The sequence below is a fragment of the Paenibacillus durus genome (assembly GCF_000756615.1).
In the GTDB taxonomy this organism is placed as follows: Bacteria; Bacillota; Bacilli; order Paenibacillales; family Paenibacillaceae; genus Paenibacillus_AQ; species Paenibacillus_AQ durus.
Genome location: NZ_CP009288.1, coordinates 1,367,873 through 1,387,095 on the forward strand (window position 1 = coordinate 1,367,873; position 19,223 = coordinate 1,387,095).

The following is a 19,223-nucleotide window of genomic DNA, read 5'->3' on the forward strand; positions in this document are numbered from 1 at the left end:
TTAGGTTCTGTTAAACGAATATAAAAGAAGCCCTTCCGGCTTCCCTGAGGGGAAGCTGAAAGGGCTGAAAAGAGGAATTGTCACCCCTTTTGCTTGAAGTTAGTTAACTTATAGTTCTGCGAGCTGCAGCGCCTTATTCAAGTCATCCAACGCATTCAAGTATTCTTCCAGTGTGGATTGCTGATTATCTCTAACAAGTTCGGCATGCTCAATGGCAGCCTGTAATTCGGTATCATTGAGTTCTTCGTTCCGTTCGCGGGCGACGGCAATGCTGCCGTTCAAAGCGGAGTACACCGTAGGAACGGTCAAAACGAGCTCTTTCGTCACAGAGGAGAAACCGCGTCTAAGTTCCAGCGTGACCTTGTATTGAACGGGTTCAAGAGTTCCATTATATCCGTTCAGATACACCTTGCTGCTGTCGTTATTCAGGTAGACATCGTCACTGACCGTGGAGACCGGCTCCAGACCGATGACTTTCACCTGTAAGTCCGAAGGAAGGAGCACTTCCGGATCTGCCAAATAGACATCTTGGTAAACCGCTAAAGTGACAGGTACCTCATGGTCGGCAAAAGCGGCGGCAACCGTTGTTTTTAGTTCCGCATACTCCGCTTCTCCCAGTACAGTCACCGGTAAACGAGGGCTCTCTCCCAGGACAGGACGGGTTATTGAAACATAAATAGTGCTGCTACCTGTTCCAAGATTCAGATTACTCAACTTTATGCTGTCAGAGCCCGCCTGAACAGGAGCGGATTGCGCGATAAGGTTGTAATCATGATCGTATACATTGACGACTTCTCCAGCAGAAAGGCCGCCTACCGTTACAATATCGGTCGCTCCGGGATTATTCTCTACATTGACACTATCAGGTGCCGGTGTAGCATCATCAATATCTTCATTGGCGCGAGGTGCAGTATCCGTTAGTTCGTTCTTGTCCTCGAAGGTCAAACTGCCGCCGTTTACCGTCATATTAAATACATTCCAATAAATTTCTTTGCCGCTTCCCGCCGGAATGTGATAAGTCTTGACCGGTGTCGCATTGGAACCATTATAGATTTCTACCTTGGCGCCCGAAGCGGATAAGGTATCAGCTCCACCCGGTCCGTTACCGCTAAAGTTATGGACATAGAAAGTGTACGTTCCGTCCACACGCTTGCGGATTGTAGTCGTTTCAGGTCCGTAGGAATCGACATCATCATGATCCAGATCGGCGTAGAGTTCGCCGTTGTATCCATATTTCTTATCAGCGTACCATGTATGGAAGACCTTGTTATTCGGTGCTGGCCCGACAAGGTGAGAATCTTCATCCTCTGGCTGTTCGTTCCAGGTGAGCACGATTCGAATCTCGTCGGCTGCCGGAATTCTGATGGCCGTGGCGTCTTGTCCCGTATTCTTATAATCGCTTAGCGAAACGCCCACGACATAAGTCGTAATGAAACCGGGTTTGACCAGTTCTCCGGTATAGATGCCGGGAGCCAGGTTGGCGAAATAATAGCCGTACGTATCCGTTACGACGGTGGCGGCAATATCGCCTGAGGTAACTCCCAAGCCTCTGCGGAAATGAATGGTCATATCGGCCACCGGCTGATCATCCACATCCGTAATTCTACCCTCAAACCCGTAAACGGTTTGCGTGACAGGGCTGCTGCTACCGCTTCCTGGGTCTATCGGTATCCCAATGACAACTGTTACATTAGGGGCCCGAACCACATTGGCCGGAGTCTGCGAGATGGTTGAACCCGAAACATTAATAATGGCTGTGCCGATTGAACCCTGTCCGGTAACTCTGACGGGAGCATTCAGAATCAGCGTATTAACGCTGGCTCCTGCAGCGATATCGATGCCTGTATTCGAAGCGGAGGCACCCACCTGCAGATTTTGAATGGAGCCTGCGGTCAGATTGACCTGGATAGAGGCGGCAAACACATCCACTGTCTCAAAGGTTCCCGCCAAACCAACCTGAGCATTCGCCGGTATCAGTGCGGAAAGGTTGACCTGCCCGAAGCCGTCACCACTGCCGGGACCCTCCTCCAGAAGCGCACCGGATTGAAGCGTAATCTGCTGGACAGAGCCGGAGCCCTCGGTGACAATGCGGATGCTTCCATCCTGTTTGTTCACGATTACGGTTACCAGCACAGAGTCATCCACATGGATACTGTTCTTCCCGCCGCCGTTAATCGTAGTCGTTCCTTTAACTGTGACATTCTTCAAGGTGATGTCGCCTTTGCCTACTTCTTCGCCGATAATCAGATTGCCGTTAATTACGGTATTTCTGAGAACAATGTCCGGCGCTTTGAGATATACGGAGCCGGTGATTGTTGTGACCCCAGTCTCCGGACCGTAAGTTCCGGCCTTATCGTAAACAACGGTTTTATTGGCTGCACGCATTTTAAGCGCACGGTCCAGCACGACAACCGCTTCAGCTCTTGTAGCGGTCTGCAACGGTCTGAACTTCCCGCTGTATCCTTGCATAAGTCCAGCTTCAACCACGGCTGAAATTTTACCGATACTCCACGCACGGCTAGCTTGGGTATCTGTAAATGAGACAGGAGAAGATGATTCGTTCAGCTGCAGCAGAGAGGAAACAATAACTGCCAGTTCCTCGCGGGTAAGAGGCTTATTCGGCTTAAAAGTCTTATCCGTATAGCCCGTTATGTATCCCGCGGCCGCAGCCTTGGCAACATCGTTATAATACCAATCCGCTTCCTTAACGTCTTTGTACGAGATGGCCGCTGTATTGGTATAGCCGAAGGATTTGTTAATCAGTGCTGTAAACTCTGCGCGGGTAATTTTGTGATCCGGCTTAAGCGATCCGTCTTGGTATCCAGCAATTAAACCCTGCTGCTGCCACTCTTTAAGAGTGCTTTCCGCCCAGTGGCCCGCTGTATCGCTTGCTTTGCCCGAATTGACGTTAGCCGCAAAAGCTTGGCCGAATGAAGCTAAACTCATGCATACGATCAGCATTACCATGAGACTCTTTTTCAAAGTGCTATTCTTTTTTCTCACTTGCCAAACACCCCACCAGTCTTCATTTGATTTCGTTTACTTTTAACTGAAATAGAGCAATAGTCCTCCCTTCTTTGGTAATGAATACATTATTATTATCGGAATTCATATGAGACAAATGAATCATTTTATTAAATCAATGCATTAGTTTGTTAAAAAATAGGTGTTTAGACTTAGGTATATTCGTATAAATGAAGGGGGAATGACTCGATTTATTTTTTCGAGAAAGGATTATATTTACGTAAAGATGTAATTAGCGAGGGTGAGTATATACATTACCTATGATTTGGATACGGGCATAAGCTCTCTTATAGGCTTGGTTCATTGAACCGGCCTAAGCAAAACAGGATAAGCCGGCATATCATAAAGCGAGCCTCCTTAGCCGGCTGTTCAGATCTTTATCCTGAACGGCTGCTGCTAGGAGGCTCGCCAATTATTGATGAGGCCTACGGGCCTTATTATTGTTTTACGATGTCTTGAACAGCTTTATCCAGCTTATCAAGCAGCTGATCGCGATTAATTTGGCCGCCCAGATACTCCTGCATTGCGGCGCCGAAGCCTTGCGTCACGCCATCCGGGAATCTGTCCCAGTTCCAGCTCAGAGCAGTCTTCGATTGTTCCTGCACCGCTACGGCAACTTGGCCGATATCTTCAGCGGTGGTCGGAATGTTGGACAGAGCCGGAATGAATTTAAAATCTTTGGTCAAATATTTCTTGCCGGTTTCCGAGGTGACCATCCAGCTCAGGAACGCTTTCGCTTCTTCCGGATGAGCCGATTTGTTATTCACGATCCAGTTGTTCGGCACGCCGACGTAGATGTGACCTTCCTTGTCGTTAATCGGAAGCGGCAGCAGACCGAGCTTCAGTGCAGGATCAATCTTGTCGATGTCGCCTTGCGTCCAGTTGCCTTGCAGCATCATGGCCGCTTTGCCTGAGGCGAAATCGGCGACTTGGGTCGCATAGTCGGTAGTCACTTTATTGTCTTGGGCGTTGTTGAAGATAACGTCCACAAGATCCAGCCATTGCTTGAACACTTCATTGCCTTTGATCGTTTGTTTGCCCGCTTTCAAATCCTCGATGTACGCAGCCGGATCGGGCTGATTGGCCATCGCCACATTCACAAGGTGAATACCGAGCGACCACCATTCATTAGTTGCTTCAAAAGGGGTGATGCCGGCGGCTTTCAGCTTTTGGGCCGCATCTTTGAGCTGCGGCAGCGTCTTCGGTTCTTCGGTGATACCCGCCTTGGCGAACAGGTCCTTGTTGTAGATCAGACCATAGCCTTCCACGTTCATCGGCAGGCCGTACAGCTTGCCGTCCACGGTTGTAGGAATCTTGGAAGTATCGATCAAACTGCTTACCCAAGGCTGGTCCGACAGGTCGGTTGCCCGGTCCATATAAGGGACAAGTGCGGCGAAACCGCCGTTGTTGAAGATTTCAGGCTCGGAACCGGAAGCGATTTCGGCCTTCAGCAGCGCGCCGTAGTCTTCGCCGCCGCCATGGGTTTCCACTTGAACTTTAACTCCGGTTTCCTTCTCATACTCTTCGGCAAGCGCATTGAGCTGTTCGGCGATCTCCACCTTGAACTGGAACACTTTGATCGTTACATCTTTCTTAGGCGCTTCTGATGCCGCAGGAGCCGCGGTCCCTGATGTGCCGCTGTTCGTGCCCTCGGCGGCGGAATTGTTGTTCCCCCCGTTGCCGCAACCCGCAATAATAAGGACGCAAACGATTGCGATTAGAAATGCGAACCGTTTCTTCATTTTTCTGCCTCCCTGTAATTTGTAAGTGCTTACAACATGATCGTAATGCAATGTGACGCGGGCCAACACTTAATATTTTGTCTGAAAAGGTGGATATTGTTGTCGGCATGTCAGCCTTTTACGGAACCGGCGGTTACCCCCTCTACGATATATTTCTGCAGAATGAGGAAGAACAGCAGGATCGGGGTGATAGCCATAATCAGACCCGCCAGGGCAAGATCCCATTTCTTAGTATATTGCCCGAAAAATTTGGTGACGGCAAGAGGCAGCGTGGTTAAATCCTTATTGCCCCCGATAATCAGCACAGGCAGAAGGTAGTCGTTCCAAATCCACAGCGTGTTCAGGATAACAACGGTAACCATAATAGGCATCAGCAGCGGAAAGACGATCCGGAAAAAGACGCCGTACGGATTGGAGCCGTCCACCCGGGCAGCTTCTTCCAGCTCAAGGGGTACGGTTTTGATGAAGCCATGGAACAGGAAGACCGACAGCGGCATGCCGAAACCGAGATAACAGGCGACGATCCCGTATAGTTCCCCGCGCAGCTCAAGCAGACTGGTAACCCGTACAAGCTGGAGCATCAGCGATTGAAACGGAATGATCATGGCCGAGATGAGCAGCAGGAAGACAAAAGAGTTGAACTTCGAAGGTCTTCTTACGATTTGGTAGGCGGCCATAGAGCTGAACAGGACGATGAACACTACGCTGAACGCTGTAATTTGCAGAGAGTTCATAAATGCCTGCGGGAAATCGATCACTTTCCACACATCGCTGTAGTTGCTCCAATGAAAAAGCTGAGGAAACGAGGCGGCGTCCAGCAAAATTTCCTTCAAGGTCTTCACCGAGTTCGTCAGCACCAGATAGAAGGGCGCCAGAAACAGGACCGCAAGCAGGACAGCGAAAATTTCGAGTATGAAGGTGTTGGACTTGTATGTGCTGACTTTCATTATGCGGATACCTCCTTGCGCTTGGTAATGATAACCTGCGTAACCGTGATGATCGAAACGGCGGCGAAGAACAGCAGCGCTTTGGCGGTTCCCAGCCCGTAACGGTTGTTAATCAGCGCTTCCGAATAAATGTTATAGGCCAGCGACTGCGTCGAGGTTCCCGGTCCGCCTTTGGTCAGCGACAGGTTGAGGTCGAACATTTTGAACGCGTTGGAGGTTGTAAGGAACAGGCAAATCGTGATAGCCGGCATGATCAGGGGCACGTAAACGCTTTTAAACAGCTGGTAAGGACGCGCGCCGTCAATCTTGGCCGCCTCGATCAAATCTTTCGGAATGCCGGCGAGAGACGCGATGTAGATAACCATCATATAACCTGCGGTCTGCCACACGAATACGATGATGAGTCCCCAAAAACCGGTATTAGGCGTTCCGAGCCATGGAAGGGTGAAAAAGGGAATATTCGTCAGGTCGCCGATCGTAGCGAAGCCTTTGGTGAAGATGAACTGCCAAATATAGCCGAGCAGGATGCCGCCGATGACGTTGGGCATAAAGAAGACCGTCCGAAGCACTTTCTTGGTCTTAAGCGACGCCATCAGCACAAAGGCCAGCAGAAGCGCTAAAATGTTAGCGATTACAACAGAAACGACGGTGAAGCGAAGCGTGAAATACAGCGAGTTCCAGAAATTTTCGTCATGCAGAATGCGGCTCCAGTTGGCCGAGCCTGTCCATACCGCCTTATCCAGGTCCAATCCGTTCCAGTTGGTCGAAGAGTAGTAGAATCCGAGAACGAAAGGGGTGATCACAATCGTCAGAAAGAAAATCAGACACGGACCTAAAAATACAATCTGCTGCCCCCAGCCTTTTTGAATACCCAGAGCGTGTCTCAGAGAGGATTTCCTATTTACGGCGGACTGTTCCCAGCCCTTTTGCATGCCCAGCGCTTTTCTCATGGCGGATCTCCTTTTTACGTAGTATCATTGCCTTACACCTTCATTATAGGCAGGACGGAGAGCCGTCAACACTCAATTTGGTGACCGTTAAGGTGGATTATATTGCTGCTTGGGCAGGCAGGGCGGAAGAGCCAAGGAGGAATAAGACACATGTTCAAACACAGCATTCGCAACCGGCTGATGGCGCTCGTGCTGCTGGCCGCCGTCATTCCGGCAGGCGTCTCGGTCATATTCTCGTATCTGTACACGAAGCAATCGGTGACTGAGCAGTCCTTAGACCAGAACCGCAGGCTGCTGGCGCTCGGGGCGGCCAACCTGGATAATTATTTTCAGGGAATCAATCAGCGTTCGCTGAGCATATACAGCGGGATCAATGTACAGGGCTCATTCTATACCTCCATTCTGTCAGTCAAGAACCCGAATGCGCTTCCAAAAGGGACCGTTCAGCCGGACAACCGCAACATCGTGTCCACCCAATTGTACAATCTGTTCCTGTCCGACCGGAATATTTTTCAGATCCATCTTTATGTAAGGGCTAACAAACAGTCCAACACGCTGCTGAAAGGGCTGTTCCGCAGGGAAATCAATAACCGGTATACGCCTCTGCCGAATCCCGACGGTTCGAACCGGCCGTTCATAGAAGCGACACATATGGATCATCAATACGGCGTGAAGTCGGGATTTCCGAACTATAAAGCGGGAGAGACGCCGGTGTTCAGCGTCCATTATCCCATCTACCGGACGCCCAGCAACGAAGTTATTGCCGATCTGTCGCTCGACTTCCGGTTGACGGAGCTGGAAACAATATCCAAATCGATGTACAACTCCGGAACCGAGCGTCTCTATATTGTGGATGAGCAGGGAAAGGTCCTATATGCTTCGGGCGGGGATTGGATCGGCAAGCCGATTGAAGCAAGCTGGAGCAAGCTTCCGCAGGGAGCGGGCAGCGGTCATTTCTCATGGAATAATAAGGAGTTTAAGGGTATTATTATGTATAGGCATATTGACTCGGCTATTTTTAAAGGCAATATTATTAAGCTGGTACCCTATGAGGACCTGTACAGAGACGCGCGGACCATTAGCCGCATCAATACTGGAATCGGCGTGCTTTTTCTGATTATCGCGGTAATTGCGGGCGTCTTGATCTCCATCGGCTTCACAAGACCGATCAAGAAGCTGATTTCCTATACGCAGAAGGTGCAGATCGGACAGCTTGACGCTTCCGTTGATTTGGTGCGCGTGGATGAATTCGGGCTGCTGGCCCGCAAGATTACCGATATGACCCGTACGATCAACGACTTGATTCTTCAGGAATACCGGCTGGAAATCGCCAATAAGACGAACCAGCTGAAGGTGCTGCAGGCCCAGGTCAATCCGCATTTTCTGTACAATGCGCTGCAGTCGATCGCCACCCTGTCCCTCAGGTATAACGCTCCGAAAATATATGATCTCATTTACTCCTTGGGCAGCATGATGCGGTATTCGATGACGACGGACGGGAACCAGGTGACGCTTCAAGATGAGATTGAGCATGTGCAAAATTATGTGGCTCTGCAAAGGGAGCGCTTCGGCGAGGAGAATTTGCGGATGGACGTCGATGTCGAGGAAAGAGCAAGCGGTATTTTCGTGCCGAAAATGATTCTGCAGCCATTGGTGGAGAATATATTCAAGCACGGTTTCCGCGACGGGATTAAGGATGGAGTGATCTCCATTACAGGCAAGCTGGATGCGGAAGGCCGGCTGGTCATCATGGTCCGGGATAACGGCAAAGGCATTTCGGACGAACGGTTGAAGGAAGTAAGGGACTGTCTTGAACGGACGGAGCACAGCGGGGAGGAAGGGATCGGGCTCCGCAACGTGCTTGCGAGGCTTCGGCTTCAGATCAGTGAACGGTCGCAGCTTCATCTGCAAGGCGGCGAAGACGGAGCGGAGGTCGTCATGATTATACCCCTGGATAATACAGCCGGCAGGAAGGAAGAGAGAACGGAATGAAAGTACTGATTGTAGACGATGAAAAGCATGTGCGCGAAGCCATCCGCTATTTTGTACCTTGGGAAAAATACGACGTCCGCGATATATACGAAGCCACGAATGGCAAGGAAGCGATGGAAATCATTCTGGAGCAGCAGCCAGCGGTCGTATTTACAGATATGCGGATGCCGCTCATGGACGGCGCCCAGCTGCTGGAATGGCTGCACCGCTATTCTCCTTACACGAAGACCATTGTAATCAGCGGCTATCAGGATTTCGACTATGTTAAGCCGGCTATAGTATACGGGGGAGTCGATTATCTGCTTAAGCCGCTGAACAGCAAGCAGCTGATCTCCGCCGCCGAGCGCGCCTTTCAGAAATGGAAGGAGGAGAAGCTGGAGAGAGAACGGACCTTCCATCAAAATATCCAGCTCAACGTTCTCCGTCCGCTGTATTGGGACAAGACGCTTTCGGATCTGGTTAACGGCACCATCGCCTTTCAGGATCTGGAGGAGGCGCTGTTCAAGGAACTCGGGCTTCCGAGGAACGCGAAGCGCTGCCGGACAGCCGTCATTTCCCTTCAGTCCTCGGGAGGCCAGCTGCTGCAAAGGTTCCAGGGCGATATTCAACTGACATCCTTCGTTCTGGCCAATGTCTGCAATGAAATCGTAAGCTCGCGGAAGCAGGGCTTTGCGTTTCGTTACTGGCATGAAGGCGCGGATGTGGCCGTGCTGTTCTGGGACGGTGTGGATGAGGCAGAGAGCCTGCTGCTAGAGATTAACGAGTCGGTCAAGCGGGCGTACGGCATTCCGCTCGATATCGGGCTAAGCACGGTCCTTCCCTTTCCGGAAGGGCTGTGCGCCGCTTTTTCACAGGCAAGGCAGGGGTTAGCGGAGCGGAATCTTCTAGAGAAGGGAAACCGAATTCATTTGTACCGGAAGGATCGGCCCGAAGCGGCGCCGGACGGAGGGGCTAAGAACGCTGGGCTGCTGGAGAAGCTGGGGCTCTCGCTGCTGTCGGGCGATACGGAGAAAATCGTCCGAAGTCTTGAGGAGTGGACCGGTTCGATTGCCGGAAGCGGTGTGCTGACCATGAGCGGCCTTAAAGTTTGGGAGGAACGGCTTGAGCATGTGCTGACCAAGTGGCGGCAGGAATGGGCCGGCAGCGAGGAGGCCTTGAGTGATGAACCGTCCTTCCCGGCGGGGATGGATGAGAGCGGCAACTTCTCTATCGAACGCTGGAGGGAAGGGGTAAAGGCGTATCTGTTGGCAAAGGTCGGCGAAAGCAAAATTTCCCGCAGCTCGGACAGCCGAATCATACTGGAAATCAGGGATTATCTGGATAAGAATTTCCAGCAGGAGATTACGCTGCAGCATATCGCGGACCGCTTCTTCCTCAGCCGGGAGAACGTCTCGCGCAAGTTCAAACAGGTTACAGGTGAAAATCTGTCCGACTATTTAACGAATTTGCGGATCGACAAGGCCAAGGAACTGCTGCAGAACTCGGAGATGCGCCTGTCGCGGATTGCTGAACTGGTCGGCTACGAAGACGAGAAGTATTTCAGCCGCGTGTTCAAGAAGGCGACGGGACAGACGCCGCGGGAATTCCGGAAGCGGGAGGAGGAGTGAAGTGCGTCTGTGCATGCGTTTCGGCGTGGAGATGTTTCTGTATACAAGAAGAAACGGCTTCGCAGTCCTTTTAGAAAGCAATGCTTCCGACGTTAGCGATACAAGTATTGCTTTCTAAACGGGCAGTTATGCGCAAACCTAATAGACTTAGCTAATCAGGTTCAATAGCATCTATGGATGCCCTTTAATTATTCCGTTCATTATTAAGCTAACGGAGAACGCTAGATTACTGCGGTAGCTGCTCACTGGTTATTATTGAAGTAACTGGCAGGATAGTTAAATAACGATCATTCACTTGAAAATACATAGATATCTATGCATAATAGTAAATATGTTAAAGTATAATGCAATTTCAATGTTTGGAAAGATTAGAGATGCCGCCAACAAAATGATTTTGTCGGAGCTTGGGAAGCATGGAGTGGAAGGTATCGCTCCTTCTCACGGAGATATTTTAATGTACCTTTACGAAAAAAACGGATTGTCTGTGAAGGAATTGGTTGAAAAAAATCATCGCACTCAGCCAACAGTAACAGTATTAGTGGATAAGTTAGAGAAATTAGGTTATGTAGTAAGAAAAAAAAGTGAGGAGGATAGCAGAGTAACTCTAATCAACCTTACTGAAAAAGGTATCCAACTGAAACCAATTTTTCGTGAGATTTCGGAAAAATTAAACAATGTCATTTACGGTGATTTACATATCACTGAAAAAGAACAACTGGAACACTTGTTAGAAAGAATTTTAAGCAGATTCTAACATTTTTTGGCACAATGCATAGATGTCTATATAATTATAAATTTTAATTAATGTATAAAATTATGGTTAATATAAAATATGATAAATAGAAAGTGGGATGTTGAAGATGTTGAAAGAAAATGGAGAACAATCACTGAAAACTTTTGCAGAAACTGCCTATCCTCCAACTGTAACGGAAATAACGAGTGGCATTTATCATGTCATGGGATACGCCCATAGCAATTCAATTATTATAGAAGCAGAGAACTCTGTTATTTTAATTGATACCTTTGAAACAGATGCAAGGGCTGTAAAATTGAAAAAAATCATTGCTAACATTACTGAAAAACCTGTTAAAACGATTATTTACACTCATGGTCATCCTGACCATCGAGGCGGTGCAGGTGTTTTTAGTGATACGGTTGAAGAGGTTATCGCATTTGCACCGATGAAACCTGTACTGGGGCGTACCGATGAATTAAACGATATACTTAATAAAAGAAGTTCCTATCAATTTGGTTATCATCTGTCGGATGACGAGGTAATTACTCAAGGTATTGGGATTCGAGAGGGGTTAGTTGTGGGGGAAGGGAAACGTACCTTTTTTCCTCCGACGACAGTCTACAAAGAAGAAAAAGTGAATCGTACGATAGACGGCATCCGTGTAGAATTAGTACCAGCACTTGGCGAAACGGATGACCAGATATTTATTTGGCTGCCAGATAATAAAGTGCTTTGCTGTGGTGATAATTATTACGGCTGCTTTCCAAATTTATATGCCCTCCGTGGTAGCCAATACAGAGATGTCAGTGCGTGGGTTGAATCACTCAATTTAATCTTATCCTATCCTGCTGAATATGTTTTGCCAGGTCATACAAAACCGTTAATCGGGAGAAATCATGTACAGGAAGTATTGTCAAACTTCCGAGATGCAATCGAATATGTACTTACAGAAACACTGAAGGGCATGAATAAGGGATTAACAATAGATGAATTGGCAAGTATCATAACGTTGCCTGAAAAACTTGATAAGCTCCCATATTTAGGTGAATTCTATGGTACTGTAGCATGGACTGTGCGTAGCATTTACAACGGTTATCTTGGATGGTTTGATGGCAATCCAACGAATTTAAATAAACTGCCACCAAAAACACATGCAGCAAAAATGTTGGATTTAATCGGCAGTGAGGAAAAGACAATAACAGAAATCAAAAAAGCGTTGGAAGATCAGGAAGCACAATGGGCAGTTGAGCTTTGTGACCTGTTAATCAGTGCGGAAAGAGAAATTAAAATTGCCAAACAATTAAAATCGGAAGGCTTAATGGCAATGTCAAAGTTAGAAACCAGTGCAAACGGAAGGCACTATTATATTGCTTACGCTAAAGAATTATTAGAAAATTGACATGGCATAAAATTGGAGTATCTGTTGAGCTAACGGGACACGATAGTATAATTAACGGCCATGCATCCCCCGCCCGAAGGCTGCCGCAGATACATGGCCGCTATGTTGTGTCCGCGAGTTGAGCCAAGCTATCCCCGCAATATTTCCTCAATCTTCGCCAGCTCTTCCGCGCTGAGCTCGGGCGCTCTCAGGGCGGCGGCGGCGTCCTCGATCTGGCTGACCTTGCTTGCGCCAATCAGCGCTGAGGTCACTTTGCCTCCGCGAAGCACCCAGGACAAGGCGAGCTGGGACATTTTCTGTCCGCGTGCCGCCGCCACTTCATTAAGGCGCTGGACCTTGCCGAGCACCTCTTCCGTGAGATCATTCTCGGACAGGAATGCGCTTGGTCCGGCTGCGCGGGAATCCGGAGCGATGCCGTTCAGGTAGCGGTCCGTTAGGATGCCTTTTTGCAGCGGTGAAAAGGCGATCGTACCCACGCCCTCCTCCTCAAGCACATCTTGAAGTCCATCTTCGATCCAGCGGGACAGCATGGAGTAATTCGGCTGATGGATCAGGCAAGGGGTGCCGAGTCTCCGAAGAATCTGCACCGCTTCCCGGGCCTCCTCGGCGCGGTAATTGGAAATGCCGACGTAGAGCGCCTTACCTTGGCGGACGATCAGATCCAGCGCGGCCATCGTTTCCTCAAGCGGGGTGTCGGGATCTGGACGGTGGTGATAGAAAATATCGACATAATCCAGGCCCATCCGTTTCAGGCTCTGATCGAGACTTGCGACGAGATACTTCTTGGAGCCCCATTCTCCGTATGGACCCGGCCACATATAGAAACCGGCCTTGCTGGAGATGATCATCTCGTCCCGGTAAGGAAGAAAATCTTTTTTCAGGATGGCGCCGAAGTTCTCCTCGGCGGAGCCTGGGGGCGGTCCGTAATTGTTCGCGAGATCGAAATGCGTAATGCCCAGATCGAACGCTCTTCGGATCATGGCTCTGCCGTTCTCAAGTGCGTCGATCCCGCCGAAGTTATGCCATAGGCCGAGCGAAATCGCCGGCAGGCGCAGGCCGCTGCGTCCGCAGCGGTTATAAACCATATTCTCGTATCTGTCCGTATTGGCCGTGTACATCGTAGAATACCCTCCTGCAATGAATTGGCGTTCACCCTGACGGGTGAGCTGTTATTGCTGCGCTTTCATTGTAGCGGAAATGAGGAAACAAACGAATGTCAGCAAGGGAGGAAAATATATCATAATGTCAGATTTGCATGACCTTCCCGGTAGCTCTTGGGCGAGCAGCCTTGGACCTTTTTGAACATTCGTGAGAACAGGAGCGCATCCTCATAACCGATCGAGCGGGCAATCTCTCCGATGGTGCAATCGGTTCGGGTGAGCAGCTCGCACGCTTTGGCCATACGGTAGCCCAGCAGGTACTGGCGCGGCGGCATGCCGACAACATGCTTGAAGAGCGCGGATACGTATTTGCGGTTAAGCTGCAGCATTTCAGACATCATTTCCATCGTGATATTCTCGCAGTAATGGGCCTCTATAAAATGCAGGCACTTCTCCACATGCTCGTTCTTGCGTCCTTGCACAGCGGAATCCGCTGCAGCCGCAGGGACGGAGCGAAGTAGAGCCGCCAGGAATTCGTACAGAATCGCCGTTAGCGGCAGATCGAGCGCGCCGCTGGTCGCGGCGGCCTCTGTCAGCCTGTCATAAAGCCCGTTCATCACCACGCCATCCATGGGAAAAACGGGATATTCGGGCGACAGGGTTGTTCTGGACAGAAGCGGCTTCACCCTTTCTCCCGTGAAGGCGATCCAGGAGTAGTTCCAAGGATCGCTCTCATCGGCGGCGTAGGAGGCAACGACCCGGGGATAAGTCAGAAAGGCCTGTCCTGGCGTCAGGATATGGGATTGTCCAGCCACCACAACCTTGCCGGTCCCTTTATGAACGAAATGGATTTTGAAGTAGTCTCTGAAGCCGGGACCGAAGGCATGTCCGGGAGCGCATTGCTCTCGGCCCCAGAACAGGAGATGCAGATCCGGAGAGACACCGAATGGCTGCTCTGCGTTGTAATGAAAGATGGCCATATTTTTGCGCTCCTTGCTGAAAAAATTAAGGTATAGCGGTCAAGCGCTTCACCACCTCATTATACCTTAAAGGCAAACGTAAATTGATAAATTGAAGTTAATGTGAACCGCAAGCAGGTCATGAAGTGCAAATACCCGCAAATCAAGCCGGTTGCCGTATTCGGGTGCCGGGAGGTTTGCGGGTGCTTTTTTGGAGTGCGTATGTTGCAAAATAAAAACCGGCTTTCCATACGGAGCCGGCGAACGATTGATGAGACCTATTCTTGTATTCGGATGGGAAAAGCTTAAGCTTCCATTTTCAGCATGACCAGCTCATCCACAGGATTGCCTTCAACCAGATGCTCCTTAACGATACGCTGAACATCGTCAGTGGTCACATTGTAGTACCATACTCCGTCCGGATAGACAATGAGAAACGGGCCGTTGCCGCAAAGGCCAAGACAGCTGGTCTTGTTGATCTTAACCGTCTTATTGATCCCTTGTTCGACAAGCTCTTCCTTGAAAGCCTGCATAACTTCTTCTACGTCCTGGTTATTACAGTGCTCGCTGCAACAAAACAGCAGATGTTTCTTTAATACCTTCAGCCGCATGTTCATGGTTTTTCCTCCTTGGTTTGCGTTGCTTTTATTTACACCTTTAGCATGAAGTATAGTCCTTTTGTTACCGTTTGTAAGGAAAAAGGAGCGAGTGTTCCAAAAGATTCAATAATCTGAAATTTATTTCACATATTACGTAATATATAATGACGCGACTATAACTTGTGATGGATTTTTTGACGATTTTTTATCATATTACAGCTTCTTTTCTGTTTAGAAATTATTTTTGAGGATTCCTCTTTACGGTCGTCGATTCACAGTTTATTCAGAATTGATTTGGTTAAGTAAGCTATGAGCAATGTAATCTAAAATTTAAATAATTTCAGGAGGTAATCGTTATGAATAAGAGGATTGTGGGCGTCTTTACGAACGAGCACGATGCGTCTAATGCGATCGGGGATTTAAAGATTCATGGTTTTCGAACAGAGGATATCTCCGTTATTGCGAGAAATAGAGAGGATATGAATGCAATCAGCGAAGAAACGGGAACGAGAGCTATCGAAGGGATGGCTTCAGGAGCGGCGGCGGGCGGCCTGCTCGGCGGAGTCACCGGACTGCTCGCCGGTATTGGCGCGCTGGCGATCCCGGGTATTGGGCCGATCATTGCGGCAGGTCCCGTTGCAGCGGTGTTGACTGGTGCAGTTGTGGGCGCCGGAACCGGCGGTCTTGTCGGAGGGTTGATCGGTCTTGGCATTCCGGAGGATGAAGCGGAAACCTACAATTTTCATGTGGATGAAGGTTGTATTCTGGTTATGGTCGATGCGGATACCTCTCAGGAGAATGAAGTCTATGAAATTTTTCGAATGCGGAACTCACGGAACAGCTATCATTATGTAGATACGGATACGATGCCTGGCAGCAGGATGACTGACGTCTCAATAGTCAATGATCCGATGAACGACAGATGGGAGGCGGATTCTGTTGATAGCGCATTCAATGGATTCGGCCTTAAGGGCACAGATGACACCAGGCTGGATACGATGAACTCGAATCCGTCGAGAGCCCGGGAAGACTTGGACATGACTGGACCTGATAAAGCGCGAGACGTTTCCGGCAGACTCCTGGCTGATACCGGCATGAACATGGAACGTAAGCAGCGTCCGCACGATAATCTGCCGGTCCTTCATAAAGAAATCGGTGATTGAAGGGCGTATAATAAGTGTTAAGAGGCCTTATCAGAGAAAAAAGTGGAGAAAAGCCCAAAAAGCGAAGAGCGGTCTCTCAAGCCCAAAAGGGCAAGGAGGGCCGCTCTTGTCTGCGAATGATACATAAGGGGAAGATGAAGTTGAGAATTGAAGCATTGCAGCCTGACCGGCTGGCGGAGTTCATAGCCTACTGCAAGAAACACAGAAGTGAAATCGATGAGTCGTTTCTGTACGACGAAGATTTGAATGGCTTTCAGCCCGGATCGGACAATCCCACCTACATCGGAATTAACCGGGAGGGTGAGCTGGTGGCGGCCGTTTCGCTTATTGTGGATGATTACAATCGGAGAGGACGAAAGGCCCGCTTCAGAATATTTCATTCGGAAACGGAAGACATGAACGTATATGAAATGCTGTTAGCGGCTGTGCTTAAACATACGGAGGGACTGGACAAGTTAAATATTTTTGTGCCGTCTGTCAACCCGGAGCTGATGCGGGCGATGGAGGAGCTGGATTTTGTAGTGGAGCGATATTCCTGCCTGCTGGTAAACGGCTGCCGGGAGACGGCGGCATTTAGCCTGCCGAAAGGGTATGCAGTCCGACCTTTCCGTCCGGGAAGCGATGCGGAAATTTGGAGCGGAATCCGAAATACGGGATTCGCCAAGCTTCAGGGCAGCGAAACGCCCGTTACGCCCGAGATGGTGCTGAAGATGGCTGCAGGGGAGGATTCTATTGACGGCGGAATGATGATCCTGTATGACGGGGACAAGCCTGTGGGCATTGTCAGAGGAAGCGCAGACCAGTATGAAGGTTCGCCAATTATGAATATCGGACCGCTTGCTCTCCTTCCGGAATACCAGGGGAAAGGGCTGGGAAGAATTCTGCTGCGGGCTGTCCTGCAATTTGCCAAGGAAAAGGGCTATACGGGAACGATTCTGTGCGTCAACGCGGAAAATGAACGGGCGAAGGCATTGTATCTTCAGGAAGGCTTCGAACAAGTCGAATCCGCGATATGCTATAAATTTGAGCTGCTTAGCGTTCATTTTCGGTAAGCAAGCAGGCGGTAGCGCATGAAGAAGACCGTGCCCCTCAGTCAGAGCGGGCACGGTCTTCGCTTGTTACAATATGGAGTGATTTTACAGGGAAGCAACCTTCTTACCCGCAGTTCCTTGCGGGATTTCCTTGCCGGGAAGGAAATGGATGCTGCGGATGTAGCGGATCGTCCGGCTTTGCGCCCGCATGATGACGGAATGCGTCTCAGCGCGATCCTTGCCGATGAAGCGGACGCCATTCAGGAATTCGCCGGAGGTTACCCCGGTCGCGGCAAAAATCACGTCGCCCGTTCCGACCATATCGTCCATGTACAGCACGCGCGTCGGATTGGCAATGCCCATCCGCATGCAGCGCTGCAGCTCGAACGGACCTTGCGGCAGCAGCTGGCCCTGCATTTCGCCGCCAAGGCATTTCAGCGCCGCCGCGGCAAGCACGCCTTCCGGAGCGCCGCCGGAGCCGAGGTACAGGTCGACGCCGCTTTCCGGCAGAGCGGCTGCGATCGCTCCCGCCACATCGCCGTGGCTGAGCAGCTTGATACGCACCCCTGCCTGGCGGAGGGAGTTAATCAGCCCTGCGTGCCGCTCGCGGTCGAGCACCATGACGGTCATCTCGGACAGCGATTTGCCAAGATGATGGGCGGCTTTGGTCAGCGTAATTTCCACCGGGTCCTCAAGGCTGAGCTTGCCCACCAGCTCGGGACCGCAGGCCAGCTTCTCCATGTAGATGTCCGGAGCGTGCAGCAGACTACCCTTGTCGGCAATGGCGATGACCGATTGGGCGTTCTGCAGCCCGGCGGCGACGACCTCCGTGCCTTCCAGCGGATCGACAGCCACATCGACCAGCGGTCCGCGCTTGTTGCCGACTTTCTCGCCGATATACAGCATGGGGGCGTCGTCCATTTCGCCTTCGCCAATGACTACGGTCCCGTCGATGGAGACGGAATCGAACATGGAACGAATGGCCGTTGTCGCCGCATCATCGGCGGCATCCTTATCCCCGCGGCCAATCCAGCTTGCCGAAGCCAAAGCACCCAATTCCGTCACCCGTACAATCTCAAGAGCCAATTCGCGTTCCATAGTTAATTCCCTCCATCCATATTTTGTATTTCTATTGGAAGCTTCACTTTATGGGGTGATTTTTAAATGTAACCCATAATAAGTCCGGCAGTTTCTTCAATTGCCTTGTCGGTAATATCAATGACCGGGCAGCCGAGCCGCTCGAACAGCGCTTCGGCGTACTTGATCTCTTCCTTGATCCGTTTCAGACTCGCATACTGGGAGTCGACCGGAAGTCCCAGTACCTTAAGACGCTCCGACCGGATCTTCAGCATATGTTCCGGTTCCATCGTCAGTCCGATCATCCGCTGGGGCGGAAGCTTGAACAGCTGGCCCGGCGGGCTGATCTCCGGCACGATCGGATAATTGACCACTTTCTTGCCGCGGTGGGCAAGAAAGATGCCAAGCGGCGTCTTCGAGGTGCGCGACATGCCGAGCAGTACGATATCCGCCTTCAGCATGGCGCCAAGATCCCGGCCGTCGTCACTGGCGACGGTGAATTCAATCGCCTCGATCCGCCGGAAATAGTTCTCATCGAGCTGATGCAAGAGGCCCGGCCTTTGGCGGGGCTCATCATTGAAAGTGTCAATGAACGCCTGCATCATCGGCCCCATGATGTCCACGATGCGCAGGTCCAGCCGGACCGCTTCCTCGCGGATCGTCTCCCGCAGCTCCGGCTGCACCAGGGTATAGGCGACAAAGCCGTTATGCTTGGCGGCTTCTTCAAGCAGCTTTCGCAGCTCATCCTCATGTCTTACATTTCCGTACCGTTTGATCGTGACACGCTGATTCTCGAATTGGTGTAAGACGGCCTGAACGACAGCTTCCGCCGTATCCCCTAAAGAATCCGAGCATATCGTAATGAAATGTGAAGGCTCATCCATGCTCTTTTGATTC

General features: G+C 50.4%; 15 protein-coding genes. 6 read left to right on the forward strand and 9 right to left on the reverse strand.

The window, feature by feature from the left end:
- Positions 1 to 108: 108 nt before the first annotated feature.
- The 4 genes from PDUR_RS27140 to PDUR_RS06225 form a co-directional block, all read right to left on the reverse strand.
- Positions 109 to 3,003 (reverse strand): S-layer homology domain-containing protein, encoded by a 2,895-nt coding sequence (locus tag PDUR_RS27140; RefSeq protein ID WP_156130329.1) that lies wholly within the window; start codon positions 3,001 to 3,003, stop codon positions 109 to 111.
- 458 nt (positions 3,004 to 3,461) lie between these two features.
- A complete protein-coding gene (locus PDUR_RS06215; RefSeq protein ID WP_052410089.1) occupies positions 3,462 to 4,766 on the reverse strand; it encodes an ABC transporter substrate-binding protein in 1,305 nt (434 codons plus the stop codon).
- Between the two features lie 110 nt (positions 4,767 to 4,876).
- On the reverse strand, positions 4,877 to 5,713 hold the full coding sequence (locus tag PDUR_RS06220; RefSeq protein ID WP_042205522.1) for a carbohydrate ABC transporter permease: 837 nt from the start codon (positions 5,711 to 5,713) through the stop codon (positions 4,877 to 4,879).
- Positions 5,713 to 6,600 carry a carbohydrate ABC transporter permease gene (locus tag PDUR_RS06225; protein ID WP_233277546.1) on the reverse strand — a complete coding sequence of 296 codons (888 nt, stop codon included), beginning with the start codon at positions 6,598 to 6,600 and terminating at the stop codon, positions 5,713 to 5,715. The genes PDUR_RS06220 and PDUR_RS06225 overlap by 1 nt, the downstream gene beginning before the upstream one ends.
- Before the next feature lie 213 nt (positions 6,601 to 6,813).
- Here PDUR_RS06225 and PDUR_RS06230 point away from each other — a divergent pair, with 213 nt between their 5' ends.
- From PDUR_RS06230 to PDUR_RS06245, 4 genes are all read left to right on the forward strand, one after another.
- The gene (locus tag PDUR_RS06230) at positions 6,814 to 8,655 is read left to right on the forward strand and encodes a cache domain-containing sensor histidine kinase (RefSeq protein ID WP_042205523.1); all 1,842 of its coding nucleotides are present in this window, start codon (positions 6,814 to 6,816) and stop codon (positions 8,653 to 8,655) included.
- Positions 8,652 to 10,262 (forward strand): response regulator, encoded by a 1,611-nt coding sequence (locus tag PDUR_RS06235; RefSeq protein ID WP_042205524.1) that lies wholly within the window; start codon positions 8,652 to 8,654, stop codon positions 10,260 to 10,262. Before PDUR_RS06230 ends, PDUR_RS06235 begins: the two co-directional genes overlap by 4 nt.
- Before the next feature lie 355 nt (positions 10,263 to 10,617).
- On the forward strand, positions 10,618 to 11,016 hold the full coding sequence (locus tag PDUR_RS06240; RefSeq protein ID WP_330217242.1) for a MarR family winged helix-turn-helix transcriptional regulator: 399 nt from the start codon (positions 10,618 to 10,620) through the stop codon (positions 11,014 to 11,016).
- A 106-nt stretch (positions 11,017 to 11,122) separates the two neighbouring features.
- Positions 11,123 to 12,397: an alkyl/aryl-sulfatase gene (locus tag PDUR_RS06245; RefSeq protein WP_042205526.1), complete on the forward strand. Its 1,275-nt coding sequence runs from the start codon at positions 11,123 to 11,125 to the stop codon at positions 12,395 to 12,397.
- Between the two features lie 128 nt (positions 12,398 to 12,525).
- Here the strand turns inward: PDUR_RS06245 and mgrA are convergent, their stop codons facing one another.
- From mgrA to PDUR_RS06260, 3 genes are all read right to left on the reverse strand, one after another.
- A complete protein-coding gene (mgrA, locus tag PDUR_RS06250) occupies positions 12,526 to 13,515 on the reverse strand; it encodes an L-glyceraldehyde 3-phosphate reductase (RefSeq protein ID WP_042205527.1) in 990 nt (329 codons plus the stop codon).
- 119 nt (positions 13,516 to 13,634) lie between these two features.
- Positions 13,635 to 14,477 carry an AraC family transcriptional regulator gene (locus tag PDUR_RS06255; protein ID WP_042205528.1) on the reverse strand — a complete coding sequence of 281 codons (843 nt, stop codon included), beginning with the start codon at positions 14,475 to 14,477 and terminating at the stop codon, positions 13,635 to 13,637.
- A gap of 284 nt (positions 14,478 to 14,761) precedes the next feature.
- On the reverse strand, positions 14,762 to 15,073 hold the full coding sequence (locus PDUR_RS06260; RefSeq protein ID WP_025333537.1) for a (2Fe-2S) ferredoxin domain-containing protein: 312 nt from the start codon (positions 15,071 to 15,073) through the stop codon (positions 14,762 to 14,764).
- Between the two features lie 338 nt (positions 15,074 to 15,411).
- On the opposite strand from PDUR_RS06260, the gene PDUR_RS27825 reads away from it, so the two are divergent.
- Together PDUR_RS27825 and PDUR_RS27145 are read left to right on the forward strand one after the other, a co-directional pair.
- Positions 15,412 to 16,218, forward strand: coding sequence for a general stress protein (locus PDUR_RS27825; RefSeq protein WP_081949414.1), 807 nt, complete (start codon positions 15,412 to 15,414; stop codon positions 16,216 to 16,218).
- A gap of 140 nt (positions 16,219 to 16,358) precedes the next feature.
- A complete protein-coding gene (locus tag PDUR_RS27145) occupies positions 16,359 to 17,270 on the forward strand; it encodes a GNAT family N-acetyltransferase (protein WP_169744892.1) in 912 nt (303 codons plus the stop codon).
- A gap of 84 nt (positions 17,271 to 17,354) precedes the next feature.
- On the opposite strand, the gene glpX is transcribed toward PDUR_RS27145, so the two are convergent.
- Both glpX and PDUR_RS06280 read right to left on the reverse strand, forming a co-directional pair.
- A complete protein-coding gene (gene glpX, locus PDUR_RS06275) occupies positions 17,355 to 18,347 on the reverse strand; it encodes a class II fructose-bisphosphatase (protein WP_042205529.1) in 993 nt (330 codons plus the stop codon).
- Between the two features lie 62 nt (positions 18,348 to 18,409).
- Entirely contained in the window at positions 18,410 to 19,210 is an 801-nt protein-coding gene (locus PDUR_RS06280) for a pyruvate, water dikinase regulatory protein (protein ID WP_042205530.1), read from the reverse strand.
- Between the last annotated feature and the right edge of the window lie 13 nt (positions 19,211 to 19,223).

Excerpts from the sequence above, each read along its gene's own strand:
- PDUR_RS06215 (WP_052410089.1), bottom strand. The coding sequence starts at position 4,766 with ATGAAGAAACGGTTCGCATTTCTAATCGCAATCGTTTGCGTCCTTATT.
- PDUR_RS06240 (WP_330217242.1), top strand. The coding sequence starts at position 10,618 with ATGTTTGGAAAGATTAGAGATGCCGCCAACAAAATGATTTTGTCGGAG.
- PDUR_RS06255 (WP_042205528.1), bottom strand. The coding sequence starts at position 14,477 with ATGGCCATCTTTCATTACAACGCAGAGCAGCCATTCGGTGTCTCTCCG.
- PDUR_RS06245 (WP_042205526.1), top strand. The coding sequence starts at position 11,123 with ATGTTGAAAGAAAATGGAGAACAATCACTGAAAACTTTTGCAGAAACT.
- glpX (WP_042205529.1), bottom strand. The coding sequence starts at position 18,347 with ATGGAACGCGAATTGGCTCTTGAGATTGTACGGGTGACGGAATTGGGT.
- PDUR_RS06220 (WP_042205522.1), bottom strand. The coding sequence starts at position 5,713 with ATGAAAGTCAGCACATACAAGTCCAACACCTTCATACTCGAAATTTTC.
- PDUR_RS06280 (WP_042205530.1), bottom strand. The coding sequence starts at position 19,210 with ATGGATGAGCCTTCACATTTCATTACGATATGCTCGGATTCTTTAGGG.
- PDUR_RS06235 (WP_042205524.1), top strand. The coding sequence starts at position 8,652 with ATGAAAGTACTGATTGTAGACGATGAAAAGCATGTGCGCGAAGCCATC.
- PDUR_RS06260 (WP_025333537.1), bottom strand. The coding sequence starts at position 15,073 with ATGAACATGCGGCTGAAGGTATTAAAGAAACATCTGCTGTTTTGTTGC.
- PDUR_RS06230 (WP_042205523.1), top strand. The coding sequence starts at position 6,814 with ATGTTCAAACACAGCATTCGCAACCGGCTGATGGCGCTCGTGCTGCTG.
- PDUR_RS27825 (WP_081949414.1), top strand. The coding sequence starts at position 15,412 with ATGAATAAGAGGATTGTGGGCGTCTTTACGAACGAGCACGATGCGTCT.
- mgrA (WP_042205527.1), bottom strand. The coding sequence starts at position 13,515 with ATGTACACGGCCAATACGGACAGATACGAGAATATGGTTTATAACCGC.